This is a genomic window from Neobacillus drentensis (genome assembly GCF_036965645.1).
Lineage (GTDB): Bacteria > Bacillota > Bacilli > Bacillales > Cytobacillaceae > Neobacillus > Neobacillus drentensis_D.
The window spans coordinates 1-24,483 of record NZ_JBALPZ010000142.1; the positions used below are offsets into that span (position 1 = coordinate 1).

Consider the following 24,483-nt stretch of genomic DNA (forward strand, 5'->3'; position numbering starts at 1 on the left):
GACAAGCATAAGACGAGCCGGCCGAAAGGTTGCTTTTTAACCTTTTGGCCGGCTCGTCTTATGACCTCGAGGGGACTAGGCGCTGTAGCTAGACAATTCTCAAATTCAAAAACTTTTATACTTTCTTATTTTGTAAGAAAAGCGGAAGCACCTTAAACAGGCACTTCCGTTACCGCCCGGCCCTAAAACGGGCCGGTTTCTTATCTAGAGACTATTTCGAATATGCTTCGCAAACCTTCCCTAATTCACGAACAACATCGTCCACTTCGTCCCATGAGTAAATAGTTGCACCTGAAGCAAGCGGGTGTCCGCCGCCGTTAAATTGTCTTGCCACCCCATTGATAACAGGTCCCTTGGAGCGGAGTCTTACGCGAATTTGGTTTTCTTCCTCAATAAAAAAGACCCATGCTTTGATGCCTTTTACATCTCCCAAAGTGCTAACAAGCAAAGATGCTTCAGCCGGTCTTGCGTTATATTCTTGTAATAAATCTTTTGTTATTTTAACAGAAGCAACACCGTTTGACTGAAGCTCAAAGTTTTGCAGGATATATCCTTGTAATTTAATAATTTTCGGATCTAGTTCATACATCTTATCAAACAGCTCAGTACGAGAGAAATTGTAATGAATCAATTCACCAGCATAGGCAAATGTCTTTTCAGTTGAGCTTGGGAACAAAAATCTCCCTGTATCTCCAACAATCCCGGCAAACAATAGTCTTGCCGCTTCATCATTCATTTTTAGTCCTTTATCCTTACCCCTTAAGTAAAACTCATAGATCATTTCACTGCAGGAACTCGCATTTGTATCGACCCATAATAGGTCTCCATAAGGTTCCATATTGGGATGGTGGTCTATTTTAATTAATTTGTCACCTAACGTGTAGCGGCGATCATCTATTCTTTCTTGATTAGCTGTATCACAAACAATCACCAATGCCCCTTTATAAACCTCGTCCCCAATTACATCAAGCCGGCGCAGGAAATTAAGCGTTGGCTCCTCTTGGCCGACAGCAAAGATTTTTTTCTCTGGGAATGACTCCTTTAAAATAGCTGTTAATCCACCTTGTGACCCGTATGCATCCGGGTCTGGACGGACATGTCGATGAACAATAATGCTATCATATTGTTCAATCGCTGTTAAAATTTGCTCAATCATGAACACTGCTCCTTATGTACCAATAATGGCTTTTTTTTTCAATCCAAGTTAAAATAGTAGATGATTTTCTAGAAAGTTGGAGGTCTGAATAATGATTTTACTTGTTGTTTTGATTGTTGTATTATTTGCCTTCTATTTATTTTATAAAACAAAATACTTTAGAAGCAACCGCCATGTAGAAAAGAAATGGCTTTCCGCAAAATCAAATATCGCCCTAGGCCTTTTTGTTTGCTTATTTGGCATTAATCATCTTTTCTTTATTTCCGAGACTACTACATCATACATTATTGCATCAGTGTTTATCATCTATGGCGCCTTATTTAGCTGGACTGGCTTCAAAAAATATAAGCATTATCTGCCATTTGCGATTGAAGAGGCTAATAATCTTGAATCCCAGAAATAAGTTTAGCCGCTTCTTTTAGAGAGCGGCTTTTTTGTTTATCATTTTAAGTTCGATCAATTAACTGGCACATCATCATCGCTTTGCCTACCAACACTCCATCATTAAAAACCTCTACATCCACTTTTCCAAACTTACGGCCAACTTCAAGTATTTTAGGGACAATTTCCAAGGTACTCTCCATTTGAACCGGTTTTAAAAAGTAAATCGTCATATTCTCAACTACTAAATCACCTTTTTTATAGCTGCGTAAAACCCGATTAGCAGCGTCGGATACAATCGTGGTGAATACACCGTAAGAAATGGTTCCTAGATAATTGGTCATTTGTGGAGTCACTTCACATGAGTAGACCTCTTCTCCTTTAGCTTTACCTTGGACTAAGACCATTTGGTTGGTAATAATATCGTCTATTGTTTCACCAACCTGCGGTTGACGCTGATTCATTTGCAATGCCTTAAGAACATCTTGCCGACTTATAATACCTTCAAGACGGTTGGCATCATCCGTAACTGGAAGGACCTCAATTCCTTCCCAAACCATGGTATGAGCTGTGGAGGCGACACTTGTTTTTCCGTTCACGGTCATTGGATTTTTTGTCATGATTTTATCAATCGAAGTATCCAATTCTTGGCCTAATATATCTTTACTTGTGACCATTCCTTGAATTTTCATATTTTGGTCAACAACAGGGTAACGGCTATGAGTCGTTTTCTGATTTAATTCATGCCACTTGGATACTTTATCAGTATTTTTAAGGTAATAGGTTTCGTCAAGAGACGTTAATATGTCTTCTACTAGGATGATTTCTTTTTTTATTAATTGGTCGTAAATGGCCCGGTTAATCATCGTTGCTACTGTGAAGGTATCATAACTAGTTGAAATGACCGGCAATTCCAATTTATCAGCCAGTTTTTTTACATGGTCTTCAGAATCAAATCCACCGGTAATTAAAACAGCAGCACCTGCTTTTAAAGCTAGCTCGTGTGCCTGTGTCCGGTTTCCGACAATGAGAAGGTTACCCGCTGCCGTATAGCGCATCATGGCTTCTAATTTCATTGCCCCAATCACAAATTTATTAAGGGTTTTATGCAAACCGGTTCTTCCGCCTAATACCTGTCCGTCGACAATATTTACGACTTCCGCAAATGTCAGCTTTTCAATATTTTCTTTCTTTTTCCGCTCAATCCGAATCGTGCCAACGCGTTCAATCGTGCTGACATATCCTTTATTTTCAGCTTCTTTTATCGCTCTATAAGCCGTTCCTTCACTTACGGTCATCGCCTTGGCGATTTGCCGCACAGATATTTTTTCCCCTATTGGAAGTCCATCAATGTATTGCAAAATTTGTTCATGCTTAGTAGCCAAGACCTTCACCCTTTATCGTTTGAATTCCAATTCATCCAGTCTTCAACTGAAATTATGTCTATTTTCCATTATAAAGTGTTGAAAGCCTTGATTCAATGCGGTTTCTCCAATTTATAACAAGGAAAGCGCCTTCTTTACAGGCGCTTTGGACAGATAATGCTATTTTTTTTTAATTGTGCTAAAAACGATTGTTGATTTCCGCTCCATTCAACATGGTATAAATCAACATGAACCATTACCACATCAATTAAATTAATAGTAAGAACGGGATTTTTTCTTTGTTCGTCCTGACAGCATTCTGCGGGCTGGTTTCTTTGGGCTATAGAGAAGTCCTGTTAGATTCCCCGCAATCACGATTAAAGCAAATGCGAGCCAAGCTAAGGAAAATATCCCGGGTGCTCCGTTAAAGTTAACAGACAATCTCGGTACAGCAAAGTAGAGCATAACCCCCGCAAGTAATAAGCAAAGCAAATAACGATTCTTTTTCATATATATTTCCTCCCTAAAAGACTGCTTGTTTCATTTTTATGCTAGAGGGAGGAAAAAAAGTATGTGAAATCCTAGATAACGATTAAATTTCTATTGCCTCACCTGGTGTGAGCACACGTCCATTTTTATGAGAAAGCATTTCAATAAATTGATAAGGGTCTTGTTTAATAGGCGGGAAGGTATTGTAATGGATTGGAACAACTGTTTTAGCTCTTAACAGTTCGGCAGCATAGGCAGCATCCTCCGGTCCCATTGTATAGTTATCACCTATAGGCACAAAGGCAAGGTCGATTGGATGACGCTCACCAATTAATTTCATATCTGAGAAAAGAGCCGTATCACCTGCATGGTAAATGGTCTTTCCTTCACTCATAAACAGGATTCCTGCCGGCATCCCGCAATAAACAATTTGCTTATCAGTTGTTGTAAAACTTGAACCATGAAAAGCCTGAGTCAGCTTGACTCTGCCAAACTCAAATTGATAGGAACCACCAATGTGCATACCATATGTTTTTACTCCCTGCCAGCTTAAGAAAGTAGATAGTTCGTCCGTTGCCACCACAAGTGCATCATTCCTTTTGGCGAGCTCTACTGTATCCCCGACATGGTCATTATGACCATGCGATAAAATGATGACATCCACCTTTACCTCTTCTGCCTTTAAGTCGGTTAATGAATTGCCTGTAATAAATGGATCAATAATAATATTTTTCCCCTGCGTGTTAATTTGAACAACTGAATGCCCATGATAAGATACTTTCATTCTTAACAACTCCTTTTTAGTTCTTTTTATTTCTTCCATAAGAATTTAAGAATTCCTTCTTACTTTATACCCATAACTCTCTCTTTTTAGAGCATGATAAGTTTGGATAGTTTACTTTTACGATTAATCTTGTTACGCTCAAATTGGTTTTGATTTTAAGGTAAGGGGGTCCCCTAATCATGAAACAACGATTATTTAAGCTTCAAACTTGGATGAAAGAAAATGAAATTGAAGTCTGCTTTCTGACATCTACAGAAAATGTTTTTTATTTAAGCGGCTATTATACCGATCCGCATGAGAGACTGCTGGCACTTGCTGTATTCCAGGAAGAGGAACCATTCTTGGTTTGCCCTTCAATGGAGGTGCATGATGCAAAACGTTCTGGCTGGGAACATCAAATCATTGGTTACAGCGACGTTGAAAATCCTTGGGAAATGATTCTTAATTCTATTAATAAACGAATCCAAAATATTTCGAAGGCAGCAATTGAAAAAGAACATATGAACGTTGAGCGCTATGAACGGCTCTTAAGCTTGTTTCCAGATGCTTCCTTTGTATCTGCAGAAGAAAAATTACGAGTGCTGCGTATGATTAAAGATGCACAGGAATTAAAAATCATTGAAGAAGCCTGTGCACTAGCTGATTATGCTGTTCAGTTCGGTGTTAGTGAAATAAAGGAAGGAAAAACAGAACTTGATGTGCTTAATGCATTGGAGTACGCCCTTAAACAAAAGGGTGTGACTGAAATGTCGTTTTCTACCATGGTACTAGCAGGGTCTAACGCAGCTTCCCCTCACGGTACACCAGGAGAAACAAAAATTAAGAAAGGCGATTTTGTATTGTTTGATTTAGGGGTTGTGGTTGACCGTTATTGCTCAGATATTACGAGAACCGTTGCTTATGGAGACATTAACGATAAGCAAAAAGAGATCTATGATACGGTTTTGAATGCACAGCTTGCTGCGATAGACGCTAGTAAACCTGGTGTCAGCGCTGCAGAAGTGGACCTTACAGCCCGACGAATTATTTCAGATGCTGGCTATGGCGAATTTTTCCCTCATCGATTAGGTCATGGACTTGGAATTAGTGTCCATGAATATCCTTCATTAACAGAGACCAATCAGTTGGTGATTGAGGAAGGTATGGTTTACACGATCGAACCGGGGATCTATGTCCCAGAGGTTGCTGGTGTTCGAATTGAGGATGATGTGTTTATCACTGCTGATGGAGCAAAAATACTAACAAAGTTTCCAAAAGAGCTGCAAATTATTAAATAAAATTTGGGACTTTTTTACATTGAACTCCATCCAGATTTGATGTATTATAACAATACAAGCTGCGTTGTACGTAATCATAATAAAGTTTTAACCTTTAAGCTGTAAAAGGGAGTTTAACTATCGAAGCCGAAATGACATGCCTCTGTCTATAAGACATGGAGGACACGCAGGAACGCTTCTGAGAACACCCACTTTGAGGAGTGGTGGTTTAAAACTTTCTTATATCTCTACGGCAAATGCGGCTACATAATTGTTTTAAAAAAGCCAGCTTTCTAGTGAAGCTGGTTTTCCTATGTAAAAGAGAAGAGGTTTCGGCCTCTTCTCTTAATTTTGTTCTAGTAACTTCCTTGTATCTGAAGCGCTCAAATCTTGTGCTTCTGCAACGGCTGGGTAAGTAACATAGCCTTTTAAAGTATTGATCCCTTTTAACAAAGCCTCATTTTCTAAGCATGCTTTTTTATAGCCTTTATTAGCGATTTGGAGTGTATACGGAACTGTTACATTTGTTAAGGCAATGGTGGATGTCCTAGGGACAGCGCCAGGCATATTCGCAACAGCATAATGGACAACTCCGTGCTTTACATATGTTGGATGATCATGAGTAGTGATCCGGTCTGTTGTCTCAAATATTCCCCCTTGGTCAATCGCTATATCGACCACAACACTTCCTTGTGTCATGGAACGAATCATTTCCTCGGTTACGAGCTTGGGAGCCTTTGCTCCTGGGATTAATACAGCACCGATGACTAAATCTGATTCTTTCACTGCTTCCGCAATATTCAAGGGATTAGAGATGAGGGTGGTAACATCCGAACCAAAAATATCATCTAATTGACGAAGACGGTCTGGATTCACATCAATAATGGTTACTTTTGCCCCTAGTCCAATCGCCATTTTGGCCGCATTTGTACCGGCAACTCCACCGCCAATAATGGTTACTTTTCCTCTTTGTACCCCTGGAACACCCGAAAGCAGGATCCCCTTACCCCCGTAGACCTTTTCTAGGAATTGTGCGCCAATTTGTGGGGCCATCCTTCCAGCAACCTCACTCATGGGTGTAAGTAATGGCAGACTATGGTTCGCAAGTTGAACCGTTTCATATGCAATCCCAATTACTTTGTTGTCCATTAATGCCTTGGTTAACTCCGGTTCAGGCGCTAGATGTAAATATGTAAATAATATTAACCCTTCACGGAAATATTGGTATTCACTTGGGAGTGGTTCTTTCACCTTCATAACCATGTCCATAGACCATGCCTCACGAGCTGTTTCCACGATTTGTGCCCCATGAGAGCGGTAATCTTCGTCTAGAAAACCGGAGCCGAGTCCTGCATCTTTTTCAATCATTACCTCATGTCCATATTTTACGAGATTAACAACTCCTGACGGTGTCATAGCAACACGATTTTCATTATTTTTTATCTCTCTTGGTACTCCAATCCGCATGTGCTAACCTCCCATTTAGTCTATTCGCTATAAAAATAGTTACTATACTATATCCTTATATGTAAAAATTGTAAACATAATCATTAAAATGTATTTATTTTATTTGATAAGGACTTTCTTTCACTAAATTAAAAATATTTAAGAGCTTTACCAAAAGGCAAAGCTCAACATCATGAATTAATAATAGTAATAAGGATAATATGAATAATAATATGGGTCGTAATAAGGATATCCATATCCATATCCATATCCGTATCCATAATATGGTGCTGTTAATAAAGCACCCGCTGCAAGGCCTCCTAAAAATGGCAAGCCGAAACCGAATGGTCTGCCGAAGCCAAAACCAAATCCTGGACGGCCAAAGCCGAAGCCCGGACGGCCAAATCCTCCAAAGTGACCAAAACCTCCAAAATGGCCGAACCCATGGTGAAGTCTTTCTTCCTCCGTATTTATTCCATACATTGAAGTGGTCATTATTACTCCTCCTCTTTTTATAGTTGATACACTAAAGAATATGCACGATTACCTACAAGCTCTTGGGTAAATGCCCTTTACTTCTGAATTCCCAAGGACATACGACTAGTACACACCAAAAGCGGAAGCACCCTTTTAGCGCACAACAGGATGAAATGGCTTTACCCTTCGTTAAGATTCCCTCAAATGAAAAAAGCTGCCTACTCTAGACAGCTTTTCCCTAATTAAAATCCTACTTTACTCTTCTAAAGCAGCAAAATCACTGCTGTCTGCTAGTGCCGTTCCTTCCCCTATAAAGCCGCTATTATAGGAGTTCAATATCTGCTGGCTTACCTCCATTGTTCCTTTTTCATCAAATTCAAACGTATACTTATTCTTTGATTCTCTTTCCATCACTTTCATGCCCCCTTAGATATGTTACTACATTATTGTTCGAAAAATTGAAACAATTATTCATTGTTAAATATTGTATACTCAAGGTGAGGAGATGATAATCATGGGACTTAAATACCGAAATATTTTGGTCGCTATTGATGGGTCAAAGGAGGCAGATTGGGCATTTCAAAAAGGGATAGAAATTGCCAAACGAAATGGTGCACGTATGATATTAGTCCATGTAATTGATACAAGGTCGTTTGCCATAATTGAAGCATATGATACGGTTATTGGCGATCGAGCAGAAAAGCTGGCAAAGGATATGCTCGAAAAGTATCAACAACAAGCTGTTGAGGCAGGATTAACAAACGTTCAATATGAAATTGAATACGGTTCCCCTAAAATTCGCATTCCTAGAGATATAGCCAAAAAACATCATGTTGATTTAATCCTCTGCGGTGCAACCGGTATGAATGTGGTAGAAAGGTTCATTATTGGAAGTGTTTCTGAACATATCACTCGCTACGCACCATGTGATGTTCTCGTTGTTCGAACAGTAAAAGATGCAGGATAACTATATATCATTTTAAAGCACGGAGCTGCCTGCCCCGTGCTTTTGGTTAAAGAACATATTTTATCGTGAATGATTACACTATCTATAGTACAATAAAGGTGCCTGACACCATTTCTACTATATACAAATTTGAAATATAGGAGAGGAACACATGCTGGATCATTTTTATTATGACGAACGACTTGGGATCCTTGTGCCAGATTTAGGGCTTGAGTGGGATGAATATTCCAAGGAAACACAGCAGTATATTTTACTTCATTGGGAACAGATTCGCGGGTCTATTCCTGACCGAATTGCAGAGCTTGAACAGGAAATAAACCATAAACAGGATAAGCTTTCAGACGAAAATGACTTTCCACGTTCATGTAAGTTGAATACAGAAATAGCCAATCTAGCTTCTATCATCAATGATTTATGGCTATGGTACCGTACGGACCAATCTGTTTCTACAAAAGTACATCAATAAAACTCCCTTTGGCAGGGAGTTTTATTGTTTATAGGTCTTTTTTCAGCTCTCTTACCACATGCCCTATCTCTGGCAGAATTAATTTACTCATGGCTAATTTAACCGCTCCTGTGGAGCCCGGGGTTGAAAACACTCCTTTGTCCTTGACAACACCTGCAATGGCTCTGGATAGGATAGCAGCAGAACCGATATCCTCTTGGTAACTCAACATTCGAAACAATTCACCAAAGCCGACAATTTCTTTCTCTAGCAGACCTTCAACTGTTTCAATCGTTACATCCCGCTTGGCAATCCCGGTTCCGCCATTTGTTAGAATAACATCAATGTCGTCTCTGTCACAGCCTTTAAGTATTTCCGCCTGAATCGGGGCCGTTTCATCTTTCACAATACAATAATCCGCGATTTTATGTCCCGCACCTTCAAGCATCTCCATCATTAGCCTGCCGCTTTTATCTGTTTCCTGATTTCTTGTATCACTGACCGTAATGATTTTGCATCTTACTGCCTTCGGTGCTTCCTTTTTATGTTCTTCGCTGCTCATCGAATAACTCCTCTTTTTCCTTTAGATAACGCAATTGATAGTATTTATGGGCAAAATCCGTTACTTTCCGGGTTAACTGATAATTCGTCCCAGCCCCAATTGCCATGCTGACAAGGGGGATACCTTGGATTGCTCGTTTTCGAAACAGCATGATCACCATTGCTTTAAATAGCTGCTGAACCGGCTGCTCTAACCAGGTAATATCGGTAATTTTCTCATTTCCCTCATAAAAATATAACTCTTCGTGTGCCTCTAATTCTGCCATCAAAGAAGCCCAGCCTTCTTTTTGAATTCTTGGTGGCAGTGTAGCGGTATGGAATACTTTTAAAGATGTCATCATTTCAAATGGGGTATTTACTTCAAATCCATAGGTCATAGCTATCAATTGAACCACCCGTAAATTGATAACTGCCATTGCTGGAATATCTGCCCCTAACAGAAGTGTACCCCCCGTTCCAGAGAGTCCGCCTTGGGCAAAGGAATAGAGGCGATGCTTGGCAATTTGCTGCTCTGCTATGTATTGCAATTGATCAATATCCAACTGTCGTAAGTCAGCAATTTTCTCAATATCTTTCCGAAAGATTCTGCCTGATGTAAGGATTCTTTCCTTTGCATCCATTTGAAGCTGTGCCCCTTGAATAATACTGTGTAAATGAAATAGCCAACCGTCGATCAAGTAGAAAAATTGCCTTTGAACCTTTTCAGGCAGCAAGGAAAAAGAACGTTCCAAATACTTTTCATATAGTAATTGAAAATCATTCGCTTCGTAATTTAATAAGTTTTTTTCCCATGAGCGTATTTCATTCAAGACAACTGTTTCACGGTCTGTCAATGGCAATGTAACCCCTCCTGCTCATTGTTTCTTTTTCCAGTATATCACATCAAAACAGGACTTAAAAAAGGCAAAAGCCGTTAACAACAGCTTTTGCCTTTTTCTAAATTATTAAGCTTCAAAAAAACTAATATAAAACCTTACTGTGCTAAACGAACAACGTCACGGGCAATCATAACCTCTTCGTTTGTAGGTATGATTATTACTTTAACTGGAGAATGAGGATAGTTGATAAATGCTTCCTCGCCTCTTACTTTATTTAAAGCAGGATCCCAATAAACGCCCATAAATTCTAATCCTTTTAAAATACGTTCTCTAATCGGATCACTATTTTCACCAATACCGGCTGTGAAAATAATCGCATCTACGCCACACATACGAGCAGCATAAGAACCGATGTATTTATGAATACGGTTAGCAAACACATCCAATGCAAGCTCTGCACGCTCATTTCCTTTGTCAGCTTCACCAATAATATCCCGAAGATCACTTGAAAAACCAGAAACAGCTAACATTCCACTCTTTTTATTTAACACTTCAAGCACTTCTTCAGCTGTTTGGTTCGTTTTCTCCATGATATAAGGAATAAGCGCGGGGTCAATGTTCCCTGAACGTGTTCCCATCGTTACCCCTGCAAGTGGTGTGAAACCCATAGATGTGTCAATAGACCTTCCGCCTTCAATTGCAGCAATACTTGCTCCATTCCCTAAGTGACAAGAGAGTAAGCGAAGTTGTTCAATCGGACGGCCTAATAATTCCGCTGCGCGTTGGGATACATATTTATGGCTTGTGCCATGGAAACCGTACTTACGGATTCCATATTTTTTATAATATTCATAAGGCAAGCTGTATAGGAAAGAACTCTCTGGCATTGTTTGATGGAAAGCAGTATCGAATACAGCAACTGCTGGAACATTAGGCAGGACCTGCTTAAATGCTTTTATTCCAGTAACATTGGCCGGATTATGCAAGGGTGCTAATTCTGATAATTCTTCAATTTTGGCTAATACTTCATCAGTAATTAATGCTGAATCGGTAAACGTTTCTCCTCCGTGAACGACACGATGGCCAATTCCTTCAATTTCATTAAGAGACTTAATAATTCCCAGTGTTGTTAATTTATCTAACAGCATTTTAACAGCTACTTCATGATCTGGAATATCAGTGATTTCTTGAATTTTTTCGCCATTAGCCGTAATATTAAAAATTGAATCATTTAGGCCTATTCTTTCAATAAGTCCTTTCGTGATTACTTCTTCGCTTGGCATTTCAAATAACTGGAACTTCAATGAAGAACTTCCTGCATTGATTGCAATAACTTTTGACATGTAGAACGCTCCTTTTATATAACAACATCGACTTGTAATTATTTATGTTTTAATACAACTTTATTTTGTGCAAACCGACCCTGTTTATTTCCCTCAATTTTTCATTTAATCACTGTAGATAGGACATTTCAAGGCATAATTTACATGAGACCGATTACATGACAAATGTTCATATATTCACAAATTTCTTAATTACAAGAAAAAGGATAAAACAGGAGGTTTCCCTGCTTTATCCTTTATTTTCTTGATACCAGTTTTCCATTTTTGTTAGGATTTTATCCATCTCAAATGCGTTTGAAAGGCTCGGTAACTTGACAAGCAATGCCTGCTTAGGGGGCTGAATGTTTTCGCCCTTCTTTTGTAAAATCAAAATACTTTTCGCTGAAGTCTTATTTTTAAAAATGTTGGTTGGCAATTGCATGAGGCCCTGAATATATGTATGGTCCTTTAAATATTCATGCAGCTGGGGAGCCTGCTCACTTTCAAACAAACCATTAGGAACTAAGAAAAACAGATATCCCCCTGGATTGGTATGCCGAACTCCTTGTTCAATAAACAGATGATGAGAATAAGAGTGACCTTTTTCAGTTTTTAATTGATAGTCCGCTGCTCTAATATCATTCGGATAGTACCCTACAGGTAAATCTGCAATTACCGCATCAACCGGCTCAATAAACAATGATTCTAAGCTGTCTTGGTTAAAGAATTGAATTGGTTGTCCTTGCAGATTCGCATTTACATAGGCTAACTTTATTAGGATATCATCTATCTCCACACCAATTGAGCTAATTTGCTTACGTGAATGATTAATCACGGTTGTCAAAAGATTACCTGTTCCCACCGCCGGATCAAGAAGTCGGAAAGAGGGTTTCTGCACGAATTTTTCAACTAAATAACCAACGAGCATCCCCACTGAATCCGGAGTCATTTGATGATTCGGCTGCACATTTTCCTTCATTCCTTTTAAAATGACTAACTGAAAGGCTTTACGTATGTCTTCATTGGAATAGTTGTCCAAACTAATCTCACTATATTGTTTCTTAAGCCTTTTAACCGTTAATTCACTTAACTCTTCCTGGAGAATGGCTCCCTGAAATAAATTCTCACCTGTTTCAGCAAGCGCCTCGAGATAACTGCAGGTTAATTCCTCTTGTAAGATAAGGGCAGTTTCATTAAATAATGTAAATAACTCTTCTACTGGAGAAATGTTCATTGTTTCCCTCCATTACTAAATTTCCTTATTCATTCTATACGAGTATGTGATTTTTAAACAAGTAAAAAGACCTCGCAATGTTGCCGAGGTCTTTTCATAAACTCCTATTTAACATTTTTTACGCTTTTTTTATTTTGCGTTTCTTGCTGCTTCAAGTGCTGCTTCGTAGTTTGGATGATTAGTTGCTTCACTAACATATTCAACATAGACAACTGTATCACTTGAATCAACTACAAATACCGCACGAGTTAAAAGTCTTAATTCTTGAATCGCAACTCCATATGCTTCACCAAAAGAAAGGTCACGATGGTCAGATAAAGTTTGAACATTTTCAATTCCAGCAGCGGCACACCAGCGCTTTTGAGCAAATGGTAAGTCTACGCTTACTGTTAAGATTTTAACATTACCTAAGCTGTTTGCTTCTTCATTGAAACGGCGTGTTTCTGCATCACAAACACCTGTATCAAGGGAAGGTACTGATGAGATTAAACGAACTTGTCCCTTAGTATCATTTAGAGTTACTTCTGATAAGTCATTTGCAAGGACTGTGAAATTTGGAGCCTTGTCGCCCACTTTCACCTCATTGCCAAGAAGAGTAATTTGATTTCCTTTAAATGTAACATTTGCCATTCTCATTCATCCTCCTTTGTTGTATTAAAGCCTTCGCTCAAAACGAATAAACTTTAATTATGTACAGTGTAAATATATCTTTTCAAAACTATTTTTGCAATTATTTGAACTAGATAAATTTGGTTTTTAGGTAAAGGTCTAATATAAAGCAGAGGTTACAAAAGAAAAAGTTAACCTCCCTAAGAATTCGGAAGATTAACTTTAATACTTATAATTCTAAATCGACTTTAGGCTGTTGTTGCTGCTGGGATTGTTGTTGCTGCTGGGATTGCTGCTGCTTCCCCTCATCTTTTTTCGAGAACATTTGCTGTATTTTATCGACGGCCTGCGGTGCCAGCTCTAGAATCTTCTCGTATAAATGAGTGCTTTCATCTAAATGAAGCATTTTTACACCTTGAGAGTTTACGATTAGAAAAGCAATTGGAGTAATTGACACACCGCCACCGCTACCACCGCCAAAAGGAAGTTTAGGCTGTCCTTGTCCTTCTTTTTGACCATTGTCTTGTTTATTAAACTCACTGCCTCCTGCAGCAAATCCAAATCCAACCTTTGATACTGTCAAAATAACACTTCCGTCTGGTGTTTCTACTGGATCACCAATTATCGTATTTACATCAATCATTTCTTTAAGGCTTTCCATTGCTGTCGTCATTAAACCTTGAATTGGGTGGTCAGACATGTTAATTTTCCTCCTCTATGATACAGATTTAGTATTTTCATCCCGAGAATCTGAACTGCTTTTTAGACGCGGTTTCCCGCCCTTCCAGAATTTAATTAGTTTTAATCCTGCGAGAATAGCATACCCGATTCGAAACTGAAACATACATGTTAACCTTGTATGTATAACAGCTGCCTGAAAATGAGGGGTAACCGTTAATTGAGGCATTTCTTTCAACCTCATATAATGGCTCAGTATCCCAATAATCCCGCCTTTAACTGCCCACAAGGCCCCAGTCATCATCCCGGTATGAGCGGCATCACCTACACCCATTAAGGTTTCCCACTCAAATTTTTTAATGGTAACCTTTTGTAAAAACTTTTTAACTATTACATTCATCCCGACAACCTTATGCAAAATATCTTTTGCAGTCTGAAGCCTAGTTAAAAAATCATTCTTGGTAAATTGAGTGACATCGGGTTCCGTTTCTTCATCAGCAGCGTTTCCCAGTTGTGATTTACTTTTCACAACAATACTTGGAGAGTCGTCATCCACTTTAATTACAGGTACCTTTATTTTGTATTTTATTAAGCCAAACAATACTCGTAATTCAATCTTTAAATCGTCGTTATCGTTAAGATGAGAATAATAAATATAGATGGTTAACTTTGTAAAAATAATGAATAGGAATAAGAACAAAATGATAAGCAGAACAAGGAGCAGCCAAAACATTTTCTCACATCCTTTCAGCCCATTATTATTTGCTTTATATGAAAAAAATAAACCTACTATGTCGAGGTTAATAGGTATATTCATTAACTCGGTGGTTCAACAAAACCCATAATTGTATATTTAATATTATCTGTCTTTTATATTGTTTCTAAAAAATGCTAAACTAAATATAGACATATTCATTTTCACCATGAAATTACTTCTCAACCACTGTACAGGGGGATTGGAAATGGAGATCAGACGTAACATTTATTTTTATCACAAACGGGATGCGGATTTACTTTTAAAAATAGCTCCCCTGCTAGAACTTGCTAAACGTTACGATTTTACGATAGTGGATGATTACCGTAAAGCTAATATTATTGCTAGTGTGGGGGATGATGGCACTTTCCTGCAAGCGGTAAGAAAAACAGGCTTCCGGGAGGATTGCCTTTATATGGGCATTTCAGTCATGGATAGTTTAAGTATGTATTGTGATTTCCGAATCAATGATACATCCAAAATGGTTGAAGCCATTACCTCGAATGCACAATTAAAGGTTCGCCGGTATCCTACCATTGAAGTGACAGTCGATGGTCAAAGTACATTTCGTTGCTTGAATGAATTTAGTATCAGATCTGCCATTATTAAAACACTTGTGATAGATGTTTTCATCGATCAGCTTCATTTAGAAACATTTCGCGGTGATGGTTTAATTGTTGCTACTCCTACCGGCAGTACGGCTTATAATAAATCAGTCAGCGGCTCCATTGTGGACCCGCTTCTCTCCTGCATGCAAGTTAGTGAGGTAGCATCAGTGAATACGAATCAGTATCGAACACTTGGTGCTTCTTTTATTGTGGGAAGTGACCGTACCCTTACCTTAAAGGTCATTTCAGAAGGGAACGATCAGCCTACTATGGGGATGGATAATGAGGCTTTAAGTATCCGTCATGTGGAAACCATTCAAATTAAAATGAGTGATAAAAAAATAAAAACCTTAAAATTAAAAGATAACTCTTTCTGGAATAAAGTCAAACGAACATTTCTATAAAAAATCCCTTATCCGTAAATGTCGGATAAGGGATTTTTAGGTTACAGTGCAGCTCTATTTTCGTTTGTAAGCTTCATTTTCCTCTGCGCAAACCATTTTGTTTTTGAAAGGGAATAGATGGCTACAGCAGCCCAAATAAACATAAAGGATAGTAATTGTATTTTAGAAAAATGCTCATGATAGACAAAAACACCTAAGATTAGCGTTAACGTTGGTGAAATATATTGCAGGAAACCAAGTAAGGAGAGTGGTATTTTTTGTGCGCCTTTTGCAAAATAAAGCAGCGGTATCGCAGTAGCTGCACCTGCACCTATTAATAACAAGTCCGTTCCCCAACTAGCGATAAATAAAGAATTGGTTCCATTCAGAAATAAGTAAATCATATATAGTGCAGCAATTGGTGTTAACACCAAGGTCTCCAATGTTAATCCTACAGATGATTCCACATTAATCAGTTTTTTAGCAAGTCCATACAAACCAAAGGATAATGCAAGAGTTATCGCAATCCATGGAAATACACCATGAGAAACGGTTATAATTATAACCCCAATAGCAGCCAGGATAAAGGAAACAATTTGTGTAACCGTTAATTTTTCTTTAAGGACAATCATGCCCAGTAATATACTTACAAGTGGATTAATATAGTAGCCGAGACTAGCCTCAATCATATGGCCGCTATTAACTGCCCAAATATAGACAAACCAATTAACGCTTATGAGTAAGGAGGCAATGGTCAAGGAATATAATTGCTGTTTATTTTGAGTGAATCCTTTTAAGGTATTTACAAATAAACTCCATTTTTTAGTTATAACTAACACAAAAACCATAAAAATAAACGACCAAAAGATCCGGTTTGCAAGAATTTCCTTTGCATTAACTTCTTCAACAAACTTCCAATAAATTGGAAGTAACCCCCAAAGAAAATAAGAAAAGCCCGCCTGGATCGCTCCCATATTTGTATCTGTGTTTTTCATTTTCTTCCGATCCCCTTAATATTCTAATTTCGAAATATCTTTATTATACCTCTTTAACTAGAAAATAGAAGATCCTTTTGTTGGACCAATCTATTCCAGTTAATCTTAATCAAATAAAAGAGAGTGGGAGGTAAACCTCCACACTCTCTGTAGCCATCTTATTTAATTTGATTAACGAGCAAATCCGCCTAATTGAGATTCAGCCATAGAAACAAGACGCTTTGTGATTTCACCACCAACTGAACCGTTAGCGCGTGAAGTTGTGTCTGCACCTAGGTTTACACCGAACTCTTGAGCAATTTCATATTTCATTTGGTCTAGAGCTTGTTCAACACCAGGAACTAATAAGTTGTTTGAATTGTTGCTTGCCATGTGATATCACCTCCTTGTGAGTATAGAATGTGTAGAAACTTTAAAGTTCATTCTATATTCCAATTGGTAATTGTTCACAAAAAATTCATATTTTACTTATTATAATAATGTGTAAAATTGGGTATTGATTTCCGCCCCAAACAACATGCTAAAAATTAATAATAACCTTTAATACAGCCTTTAAAATAATGAATCAAATTCTGATTGTTGTTCTTCAGGCTCGATCACAAGAGTTTCAACATTTTGAACGGCTTCATCAATTAGGGAAGTAAAGTCAAAATAGCTTTCATAATGTTGGACTTTTTCCCGGCGCGGCTTTGTTTTTGGAGAGGCAGGAACAAAAATCGTACAGCAGTCCTCGAAAGGCCTATTCGATATATCGAGTGTATCTATTTCTTGCGCGATTTTGATTATATCGGTTTTATCCATCATAATCAATGGACGGAGAATTGGAGTGTTCGTCACCTCATTAATCGTAAACATACTTTCTAAGGTTTGACTAGCTACCTGCCCAAGACTCTCACCGGTAATAATCGCAAGAGCCTCCTGTTTTATCCGAATTTGCTCCGCAATTCGAAGCATCATTCTTCTTGTTGAGGTCATGGTATAATTTTCAGGTATTTGTTCGCGCACAGCTTGTTGAACATTGGTAAATGGCACAATATGAAGCTTAATACTGCTGCCATGCATTTCAGACAGTTTTTTAGTAAGATCAATTACCTTTTCTTTTGCACGTTCACTTGTAAATGGAGGACTATGAAAATGGATTGCTTCAATTTCTAAGCCTCGTTTCATTGCCAGATACCCGGCAACCGGACTATCGATTCCTCCGGACAGCATGAGCATGGCTTTACCATTCGAACCGCTCGGCATTCCGCCAGCACCTGGAATCGTTTCACATGATAAATAGATAGCGTCTTCTCGGACTTCTATTCGTAAATTAATATCCGGATTTTTCACATCCACACGAAGTCCAGAAATATTCTGAAGTAAATAGCCCCCAATAGTTCGGTTAATTCCATCTGTATTTAACTCGAAGGTTTTATCCGAACGCTTTGGGGTAACTTTAAAAGTCTGCCCTTCCTTATAATGTGACCTCACGAAATCCAATGCTGAATTTTTGAGTGCCTCAACATTTCTTTCCACCTTAATAGCCGGACTAAAGGATTGAACACCAAATATATGTTTTAGTTTTTCAATAATTTCTATTCCATTTTCATTATTTAATAATACATACATTCTGTCACGACTTGCCTCTATTTTAATATTTGGAAAAGAAGCCAGAGCCATTTTAACGCTTTTTCTAAGTTTCTCAACAAACTTATGGCGATTTCGCCCTTTTGTGGATATTTCACCATAACGTATTAATATACGGTCATAATTCATTTTATTTCATAACCTTTCTTAGTTGGTTTACACACCTTTTTATGGAAGAAAAAGCTGCTACTGCCTCTTCTTGCGTATTATCAAAAGAGAGACTAATTCGAATCGAACTATCAGCTAAATCATCCGGTACCCCCATTGCAAGCAATGTTTTGCTAGGCGATTTCTTCTTAGATGAACAGGCACTTGTGGTGGAAACGAACACTCCATCAGTTTCTAAGGCGTGAATAAATACTTCCGATTTTATTCCTTCAAGTGAAAAATTCATAATATGGGGTGCCGCCCCTTCGAACGGTGTATGAATCTTAACACCTTCTAGTTCACTTAATTTTTTTCGCAAACTGGACTGGATCTCCTTCATATTTGTAATTCCAAGCTCACTTTTTCCCATTGTCATTCTTAAGGCTTTTGCCAATGCAACGAATCCCGCCACATTTTCCGTACCACTGCGCATCTTGCGCTCTTGATTACCCCCGGATAGTAAAGGTGCCAATCTAGCCCCCTCACGAACAAACAATACTCCAGTTCCTTTTAAACCGTGAAATTTATGTGCTGATAACGAACAAAAATCCACCTTGTGCTGGTATAAGGACAAGGGAACTTTTCCAATTGCTTGTACCGAATCGACATGAAATAAGATCGTTGGATATTTTTTTAACATTTCCCCAATTTCCAAGATCGGCTGAATGGTCCCAACTTCATTATTAACCTGCATAATGGAAACTAATATGGTATCTTTTCGAATCGCTTTTTCAACATCATGAACAGATACTCGTCCTTCATGGTCCACTGGCAAATACGTAATGTCAAAGCCTTCCCCGGCAAGCTGCTCCATTACTGCCAAAACAGATGCATGTTCGACACTTGAAGTTATGATGTGCCGTCCTTTATTTCGGTTCAAAAATGCGGCCCCTTTAATGGCCATATTATTACTCTCAGTACCGCCAGACGTAAAATAAATTTCAGCCGGTTTCACTTTTAACAACTTTGCCACCTGACCCCTAGCCTGATTCAGCAGTTTTTCTGCTTGTCCTCCTAAACTATGCAAAGAGGATGGATTTCCAAAATATTCACTAGAAACCGTTATAAACGAATCTAATACTTCTTTATATGGTTTAGTTGTTGCACTATTATCAAAATAAATCATATTGGTCTCTCCTCCCCATCCAGACTTCACAAAAATAAATCTTACCATATTAAATCCTTTTGAAAAAGATAAAAAACCGACTCACGCCGTATGGCTGAATCGGTTCCCAGTTAAATCTATTCTGTTAAAATCGCTGTTTTTATTTTCTTTAATGCTTCCGGATCAATTCCTTCAAGTGAAGCGGCTGCCTGCTCTAATGCCAATTGATAATCATAATGCCTAAAAGCATCTTCCGCATCTGCTAAGCCTTTCGCAATGGATGGATTTTGGCTGCGGTAACGATTTCCATATTGAATGGCTTTTTCGGCTAGTGTTACATTTTCAATTAACTCGTAAGTAGTGGTTACCAGTTTTTCAACCGTTAAAACAGCAACCTCTAAGTATTGATTCAGAGCCGAAACGTTAAGCGGCTTTTCTTCAAGCTGATAACGAACGTTTTGAATGCTTTCGTTTGTATCTTCAAATAGAAATTTGTAATCAGCAGGCAATCCTGGGACATTGTTTTTCTTTACAATCCGGATTGTCTCTCCCACTTTTTTGGTCAATTCCTGAACCTTTTCCCGCGCCTCCATTTCATCTTTTCGCAATGCAAGTAATTTTAAGGCAAAGGCCTGCTGTCCTTCACGAATGATATCCAACTGACTTTTAATTGAATTTAATTCATCGCTAAGTGCCGTTTGGGCTGTATCATTCATTTTTAACTTTTCAACTAATATTTCATAATGCTTATATACAGTAGACAACTCTTTTTCAAGCTGCCTTTGTGTCTCAAAATCACTATCAGATAATTGGTAGCTTTGTTGAACCGCTTGAACTTCATTTGAAAGCTCTTTGTTCTCTTTTTGAGCTGAAGCTAAAAGCTCATAAGCTGCTTTTTCATTCTTCATCACAAAATGTTTAGCGTGAACTTCTTGTTCCAAGAGATCAAAGAGGACATCAATCCGATCCTTTATTTCTTTAATCTCCTCCTCAGCTCGGTCAATCTCATTTGTTTCAATTAGAACCAGATTTTCAGCCAGCTTTTCTTCCAAACATTTAATTTCTTTTTCTACGTTAATGTGGTCCAAGTAGTAATCTTGGCCCATCATTTCACGATGTCCTTCTAAACAATCAGATAACAGATTCGGAAGTAAGGACTGACATTCAATTAACATTTGAGGAATTAAGTCCATATGGTGTTTGATTGTTCCCAACTGACTATGTATCTGTAAAACAATTTCACGAGCTTCTAAGTAATTTCCAAGTTCCGTTTTCTCATCAAATTCTTGAAAATGATTGGCAATATCACTTAACTGGAGTTCTAAATGTTTTTCCGCTTTACCAAAACTATGTCGATGAGCAAGCAGCATTTTTTTTGCTTCCCGATATTTATCCTTTAAATCTTCAATTTCTACTCTATTTTTTTCTTCACTTCCGACCAGTTCATGTAATTCATCCAAAATATGTTTAATTTTCCCCTCGATTTCCTGCAATTTTGAATCGATTAATTGTTGTACCTCTTTTGCCTTTCTAAAACGATACCGGTCAATATATTCTTCCGCATCAAAAAGCATCTCTTCTAATTCAGGGAGCTTCACCGTTACGACATCATCCCATTGATTGCGCCATTGTTCAAACAGTTCCTCCGTTTGCCCCGTCATATTTAGCTGTTTTACCTTCGACATTTCTTCCAGTATCGGTCGATTTAATAAATCAATTTTCCAGCCTTCAAGTCGATCCATTTCTTTAAAGTACCTTTTCTTTATTAAATATCCCCATACAAATAAGGCAAGTATCAGGATGATAAATCCAATGAAATACTTCACAAGTAAGCCTCCTAATTCAAACAACATTGATTCAAATTCATTTATATTAAAGAAATCTATTTATGTTCCCATTCAATGCTATAATGATACCATGTAAACGACATTTTTTGACTATTAATTTCAATTTTTTTGTAAAATCGAACAAAAAAAATAGCGATATCCGCTATTTGATAATTGCCCCTTTCATAACTTGACCTTCAAAGCTTAAGGTTTTATCAATCCAAGCGTGTAAATCTTTTAAATACTTTTGTTCAAAGAATGGCTCATTTGGAAAAATATACAAAACCTCTCTCATATATTGTGTATTCATAAAAGGCATCATTAACAAACTTTTTAGTTGAATAATTAAATACGGAATTGAATGGGGAGTAAACTCCTGCCATTCAAAGCCTCTTTCAAATATCTTCTGCAAATAATATTTTTCTTTCAAAGAATAGGTGGACATAATCTCTCTTACAACTTGCGAATCCATAGACATTTCCCGATAGACAAAACTAGCAAGTTGACTATTTTCACATTGGTAATGAAGTAAATCTGCGACAATCCTCTTTAAACATTCTTTTGCACCTCGATCGATGGAGAGGTACGCTTCTTCTATCTTATTGATATATTGTTCAAAAAAGTGCAAAAAGCAGTACTCTAAGAGTCCTGGTTTATTATTAAAATAGTAGGCAATAGTAGCCGTGTTAACTTTTGCTAAGTGAGCAATATCCCTGACAGACGTTCCTGAATACCCATTTGAATTGAACAACGATATAGCAGCCGTAACAATTGCATCCTTTGCATTTTTCTTCATATATTCTCCTCCTCAGGTATCCCTTATATTAGGTTTCTGTATAATCGCGGCTGAATCCTTTATGAAAATATCGACAAAGTATGCTCTTTTTCTTTTATTTTTGATAAAATAATAAATAATTTATAAGAGAAAAAGGTGAAATAACTTGTTTAACGTCGAAATGTATACAGGACCTCGTGAAGAAAATTATGAGCTTGTGATAAAACAATTGCAGGCACTGCTTCATGATGAGAAAAATAAAATAGCTAATCTTAGCAATACTTCTGCATTATTGAACCAATTTCTCGACCGCATTAACTGGGTTGGTTTTTATTTAATGGATACAAATGGAGAACTTGTACTTGGTCCTTTTCAAGGAATGCCTGCTTGTGTCAGAATACCTGTCGGCAAGGGAGTCTGCGGAACGTCTGCTTCAAAAAGGGAAACAATCCGGGTAGAAGACGTTCATCAATTTCCAGGCCATATCGCCTGTGATGCCGCTTCACGATCTGAAATTGTCATCCCACTCTTAAAAGATGGAGAATTATTTGGAGTGTTAGACATTGATTCTCCAGAAGTGAATCGCTTTGATGAGCTCGATCAGCAAAAACTTGAAGAGTTGGCAGCTGTCTTAATGGAGCATCTTTAAGCTAACCAAACTACAAGGGTGGCAAAATCATTAAGAGCACAGACTTTTTGAGTCTGTGCTCTTTTTTATTGTATAAACTGCTAACATACCACGCTGGGGTCCCCTTGAATGACAACCTTATTTTTGCCAGTCTCTTTTGCCCGGTATAAGGCTTCATCTGCTCTTTTAAATAAATAATGATAGGTATCTTGCTGATCTTTTTTCCAAAAGGAAACACCACATGATACGGTAATATGCGGGTCTGAGCATTCTGATACTTTATATAGAATCCTTTTGGCAATGGAAACACCTGATTCTAATGAAACCCTGGGCAGATAAATGGCAAGCTCTTCCCCGCCCCAGCGAGCACCAATATCACTTTCTCGAATACTTTCTTTAATGAGATTCGCCACTTGAACGAGAATCACATCTCCAATTTGATGGCCATAGGTATCATTTATTTCTTTAAAATTATCAATATCAATCAGAATAAAAGTACCTTCTTCATCGATATTCATGGATTTCTCTATCTTTTCATCCAAGTACTTTCGAGAATGAAGCTTTGTGAGATGATCCGTGATGACCAGTTTTTCTAGTTCATCCCTTAACAAAGCATTGGTTAAGGCTATAGATGAATGATAGACTAAAGATTGAAGCAGTTTAAACGCCTCAAACGGGAAGAAGTAGGGATCTTGATGCATAATAATGGAAAAGCCTCTCATCTTCTTACTGACTACAACGGGGACAGCCATTACAGAATGAAAACCTGCATGAAGATGTTGGGGAAGATTCAAATCTCCAATAAATAATGGTTCGTTATCCTGCTGAAATTGTACCTTTATGTAGTCAATGTAAATTTGAGACTGTTGTGTAAAAAAGAAAGGTGTCGAGCCAGGAAGTACTTTCGCATCTAGTTGGTCTTTGGTAAACAAGAAAAAACCAACTTCGTCAGCCTCAAAAGATCTCTTGATTTGTTCAGACATATAGATCATTGTATCTACTAAAGGCTGATTTGAATTTAATTTATGTGAGGTATTATTAATTAATTGCAGGTCGGAAATGGTTTTTTTCGATTGTTGATGTATCTTCGCATTTTCCAAGGCACTGCCAGCACTTGTTGATAATAATTGGATAAATTCGGCTTCCCCGTCTGGGAATCCGGTCACTTCCGGTGCAATCACCTGTATAACACCATAGACCCCCGACTTCCCCTTTAATGGTGCATAGAGAGCAGCATGCTTGCACGTTTCTGAAGTCTCAATTTGGATTTCACCAGACTCATAGGCCCTTATGACTGTCATATTTTCACTATCATATTCTAGATCAATGATCGGCATGTCACTGTGATGATAGTTCTCTAATGATAAAAGTAAGTGAGAGGAATAATTAGGATATACTTCTTTTAGGGTAACAAATAGTTCTCCTAATATAGTGTCAACATTTAATGTCGAATGTAATTTCTCGGACAATTCGAATAATTCTTTGTATTTTTCTACGTCCAATTGTAAATCTCCTTTTAGAGAAAACAAACTTAATCATTTATGATAAAATCCCAAATAAATACATCGCCCCCTAATTATAGTTAATTTTAGGATGATTTTGGAATATTTTTTTATTGTAATTATTAATTTTTTAAGAACATTTCC

Annotated in this window: 27 protein-coding genes and 1 other RNA gene; 7 read left to right on the plus strand and 21 right to left on the minus strand. The window is 37.8% G+C overall.

Features of this window, described 5'->3' with window-relative positions:
* Positions 1–211: 211 nt before the first annotated feature.
* Positions 212–1,156: a DHH family phosphoesterase gene (locus V7266_RS23935; protein ID WP_335471621.1), complete on the minus strand. Its 945-nt coding sequence runs from the start codon at positions 1,154–1,156 to the stop codon at positions 212–214.
* Positions 1,157–1,247: 91 nt separating this feature from the next.
* On the opposite strand from V7266_RS23935, the gene V7266_RS23940 reads away from it, so the two are divergent.
* The gene (locus V7266_RS23940; protein ID WP_335471622.1) at positions 1,248–1,559 is read left to right on the plus strand and encodes a YtpI family protein; all 312 of its coding nucleotides are present in this window, start codon (positions 1,248–1,250) and stop codon (positions 1,557–1,559) included.
* Positions 1,560–1,602: 43 nt separating this feature from the next.
* On the opposite strand, the gene V7266_RS23945 is transcribed toward V7266_RS23940, so the two are convergent.
* The 3 genes from V7266_RS23945 to V7266_RS23955 form a co-directional block, all read right to left on the minus strand.
* Positions 1,603–2,922 carry a CBS domain-containing protein gene (locus tag V7266_RS23945; protein ID WP_335471623.1) on the minus strand — a complete coding sequence of 440 codons (1,320 nt, stop codon included), beginning with the start codon at positions 2,920–2,922 and terminating at the stop codon, positions 1,603–1,605.
* 252 nt (positions 2,923–3,174) lie between these two features.
* Positions 3,175–3,411, minus strand: a complete 237-nt coding sequence (locus V7266_RS23950; protein ID WP_335471624.1) for a hypothetical protein — start codon at positions 3,409–3,411, stop codon at positions 3,175–3,177.
* Between the two features lie 82 nt (positions 3,412–3,493).
* Positions 3,494–4,174 (minus strand): metal-dependent hydrolase, encoded by a 681-nt coding sequence (locus V7266_RS23955; RefSeq protein ID WP_335471626.1) that lies wholly within the window; start codon positions 4,172–4,174, stop codon positions 3,494–3,496.
* Positions 4,175–4,353: 179 nt separating this feature from the next.
* On the opposite strand from V7266_RS23955, the gene V7266_RS23960 reads away from it, so the two are divergent.
* Both V7266_RS23960 and ssrS read left to right on the plus strand, forming a co-directional pair.
* Entirely contained in the window at positions 4,354–5,451 is a 1,098-nt protein-coding gene (locus tag V7266_RS23960) for a M24 family metallopeptidase (protein WP_335471627.1), read from the plus strand.
* A 53-nt stretch (positions 5,452–5,504) separates the two neighbouring features.
* Positions 5,505–5,700: non-coding RNA, 6S RNA (ssrS, locus tag V7266_RS23965), on the plus strand.
* A gap of 75 nt (positions 5,701–5,775) precedes the next feature.
* Here the strand turns inward: ssrS and ald are convergent.
* The 3 genes from ald to V7266_RS23980 form a co-directional block, all read right to left on the minus strand.
* Positions 5,776–6,897, minus strand: a complete 1,122-nt coding sequence (gene ald / locus V7266_RS23970; RefSeq protein ID WP_335471628.1) for an alanine dehydrogenase — start codon at positions 6,895–6,897, stop codon at positions 5,776–5,778.
* Between the two features lie 177 nt (positions 6,898–7,074).
* Positions 7,075–7,371: a hypothetical protein gene (locus V7266_RS23975; protein WP_335471630.1), complete on the minus strand. Its 297-nt coding sequence runs from the start codon at positions 7,369–7,371 to the stop codon at positions 7,075–7,077.
* Between the two features lie 237 nt (positions 7,372–7,608).
* Positions 7,609–7,767 (minus strand): hypothetical protein, encoded by a 159-nt coding sequence (locus tag V7266_RS23980; RefSeq protein WP_335471632.1) that lies wholly within the window; start codon positions 7,765–7,767, stop codon positions 7,609–7,611.
* A 100-nt stretch (positions 7,768–7,867) separates the two neighbouring features.
* Here V7266_RS23980 and V7266_RS23985 point away from each other — a divergent pair, with 100 nt between their 5' ends.
* A complete protein-coding gene (locus V7266_RS23985; RefSeq protein WP_335471633.1) occupies positions 7,868–8,320 on the plus strand; it encodes a universal stress protein in 453 nt (150 codons plus the stop codon).
* A 151-nt stretch (positions 8,321–8,471) separates the two neighbouring features.
* Complete coding sequence (locus V7266_RS23990) at positions 8,472–8,786, plus strand: hypothetical protein (RefSeq protein WP_335471635.1); 315 nt, start codon at positions 8,472–8,474, stop codon at positions 8,784–8,786.
* Between the two features lie 28 nt (positions 8,787–8,814).
* On the opposite strand, the gene V7266_RS23995 is transcribed toward V7266_RS23990, so the two are convergent.
* The 7 genes from V7266_RS23995 to V7266_RS24025 form a co-directional block, all read right to left on the minus strand.
* The gene (locus V7266_RS23995) at positions 8,815–9,327 is read right to left on the minus strand and encodes a MogA/MoaB family molybdenum cofactor biosynthesis protein (RefSeq protein ID WP_335471637.1); all 513 of its coding nucleotides are present in this window, start codon (positions 9,325–9,327) and stop codon (positions 8,815–8,817) included.
* The gene (locus V7266_RS24000) at positions 9,308–10,165 is read right to left on the minus strand and encodes an EcsC family protein (RefSeq protein ID WP_335471638.1); all 858 of its coding nucleotides are present in this window, start codon (positions 10,163–10,165) and stop codon (positions 9,308–9,310) included. The genes V7266_RS23995 and V7266_RS24000 overlap by 20 nt, the downstream gene beginning before the upstream one ends.
* Positions 10,166–10,299: 134 nt before the next feature.
* A complete protein-coding gene (locus V7266_RS24005; RefSeq protein ID WP_335471640.1) occupies positions 10,300–11,487 on the minus strand; it encodes an acetate kinase in 1,188 nt (395 codons plus the stop codon).
* A 229-nt stretch (positions 11,488–11,716) separates the two neighbouring features.
* Entirely contained in the window at positions 11,717–12,700 is a 984-nt protein-coding gene (locus V7266_RS24010; protein WP_335471642.1) for a class I SAM-dependent methyltransferase, read from the minus strand.
* 129 nt (positions 12,701–12,829) lie between these two features.
* Positions 12,830–13,330 (minus strand): thiol peroxidase, encoded by a 501-nt coding sequence (tpx, locus tag V7266_RS24015; RefSeq protein ID WP_335471643.1) that lies wholly within the window; start codon positions 13,328–13,330, stop codon positions 12,830–12,832.
* Positions 13,331–13,538: 208 nt separating this feature from the next.
* Positions 13,539–14,009 carry a GerW family sporulation protein gene (gene ytfJ / locus V7266_RS24020; protein ID WP_335471645.1) on the minus strand — a complete coding sequence of 157 codons (471 nt, stop codon included), beginning with the start codon at positions 14,007–14,009 and terminating at the stop codon, positions 13,539–13,541.
* Positions 14,010–14,024: 15 nt separating this feature from the next.
* Positions 14,025–14,720, minus strand: a complete 696-nt coding sequence (locus V7266_RS24025; RefSeq protein ID WP_335471646.1) for a DUF2953 domain-containing protein — start codon at positions 14,718–14,720, stop codon at positions 14,025–14,027.
* A gap of 229 nt (positions 14,721–14,949) precedes the next feature.
* On the opposite strand from V7266_RS24025, the gene V7266_RS24030 reads away from it, so the two are divergent.
* Complete coding sequence (locus V7266_RS24030; protein ID WP_335471648.1) at positions 14,950–15,753, plus strand: NAD kinase; 804 nt, start codon at positions 14,950–14,952, stop codon at positions 15,751–15,753.
* Positions 15,754–15,794: 41 nt separating this feature from the next.
* On the opposite strand, the gene rarD is transcribed toward V7266_RS24030, so the two are convergent.
* From rarD to refZ, 6 genes are all read right to left on the minus strand, one after another.
* Positions 15,795–16,727: an EamA family transporter RarD gene (rarD, locus tag V7266_RS24035; RefSeq protein WP_335471650.1), complete on the minus strand. Its 933-nt coding sequence runs from the start codon at positions 16,725–16,727 to the stop codon at positions 15,795–15,797.
* Positions 16,728–16,898: 171 nt separating this feature from the next.
* Positions 16,899–17,099, minus strand: coding sequence for an alpha/beta-type small acid-soluble spore protein (locus tag V7266_RS24040; protein ID WP_335471651.1), 201 nt, complete (start codon positions 17,097–17,099; stop codon positions 16,899–16,901).
* 180 nt (positions 17,100–17,279) lie between these two features.
* Positions 17,280–18,485, minus strand: coding sequence for a tRNA uracil 4-sulfurtransferase ThiI (gene thiI / locus V7266_RS24045; RefSeq protein WP_335471652.1), 1,206 nt, complete (start codon positions 18,483–18,485; stop codon positions 17,280–17,282).
* A 1-nt stretch (position 18,486) separates the two neighbouring features.
* Positions 18,487–19,629 (minus strand): cysteine desulfurase family protein, encoded by a 1,143-nt coding sequence (locus V7266_RS24050; RefSeq protein ID WP_335471653.1) that lies wholly within the window; start codon positions 19,627–19,629, stop codon positions 18,487–18,489.
* A 116-nt stretch (positions 19,630–19,745) separates the two neighbouring features.
* Positions 19,746–21,434, minus strand: coding sequence for a septation ring formation regulator EzrA (gene ezrA / locus V7266_RS24055; RefSeq protein ID WP_335471654.1), 1,689 nt, complete (start codon positions 21,432–21,434; stop codon positions 19,746–19,748).
* A gap of 163 nt (positions 21,435–21,597) precedes the next feature.
* On the minus strand, positions 21,598–22,230 hold the full coding sequence (gene refZ / locus V7266_RS24060; RefSeq protein WP_335471655.1) for a forespore capture DNA-binding protein RefZ: 633 nt from the start codon (positions 22,228–22,230) through the stop codon (positions 21,598–21,600).
* A 145-nt stretch (positions 22,231–22,375) separates the two neighbouring features.
* Between refZ and V7266_RS24065 the strand changes: the two genes are divergently transcribed.
* Positions 22,376–22,858 carry a GAF domain-containing protein gene (locus V7266_RS24065; protein WP_335471656.1) on the plus strand — a complete coding sequence of 161 codons (483 nt, stop codon included), beginning with the start codon at positions 22,376–22,378 and terminating at the stop codon, positions 22,856–22,858.
* An 80-nt stretch (positions 22,859–22,938) separates the two neighbouring features.
* Here the strand turns inward: V7266_RS24065 and V7266_RS24070 are convergent, their stop codons facing one another.
* Positions 22,939–24,339 carry a sensor domain-containing diguanylate cyclase gene (locus V7266_RS24070; protein WP_335471658.1) on the minus strand — a complete coding sequence of 467 codons (1,401 nt, stop codon included), beginning with the start codon at positions 24,337–24,339 and terminating at the stop codon, positions 22,939–22,941.
* Positions 24,340–24,483 lie beyond the last annotated feature (144 nt).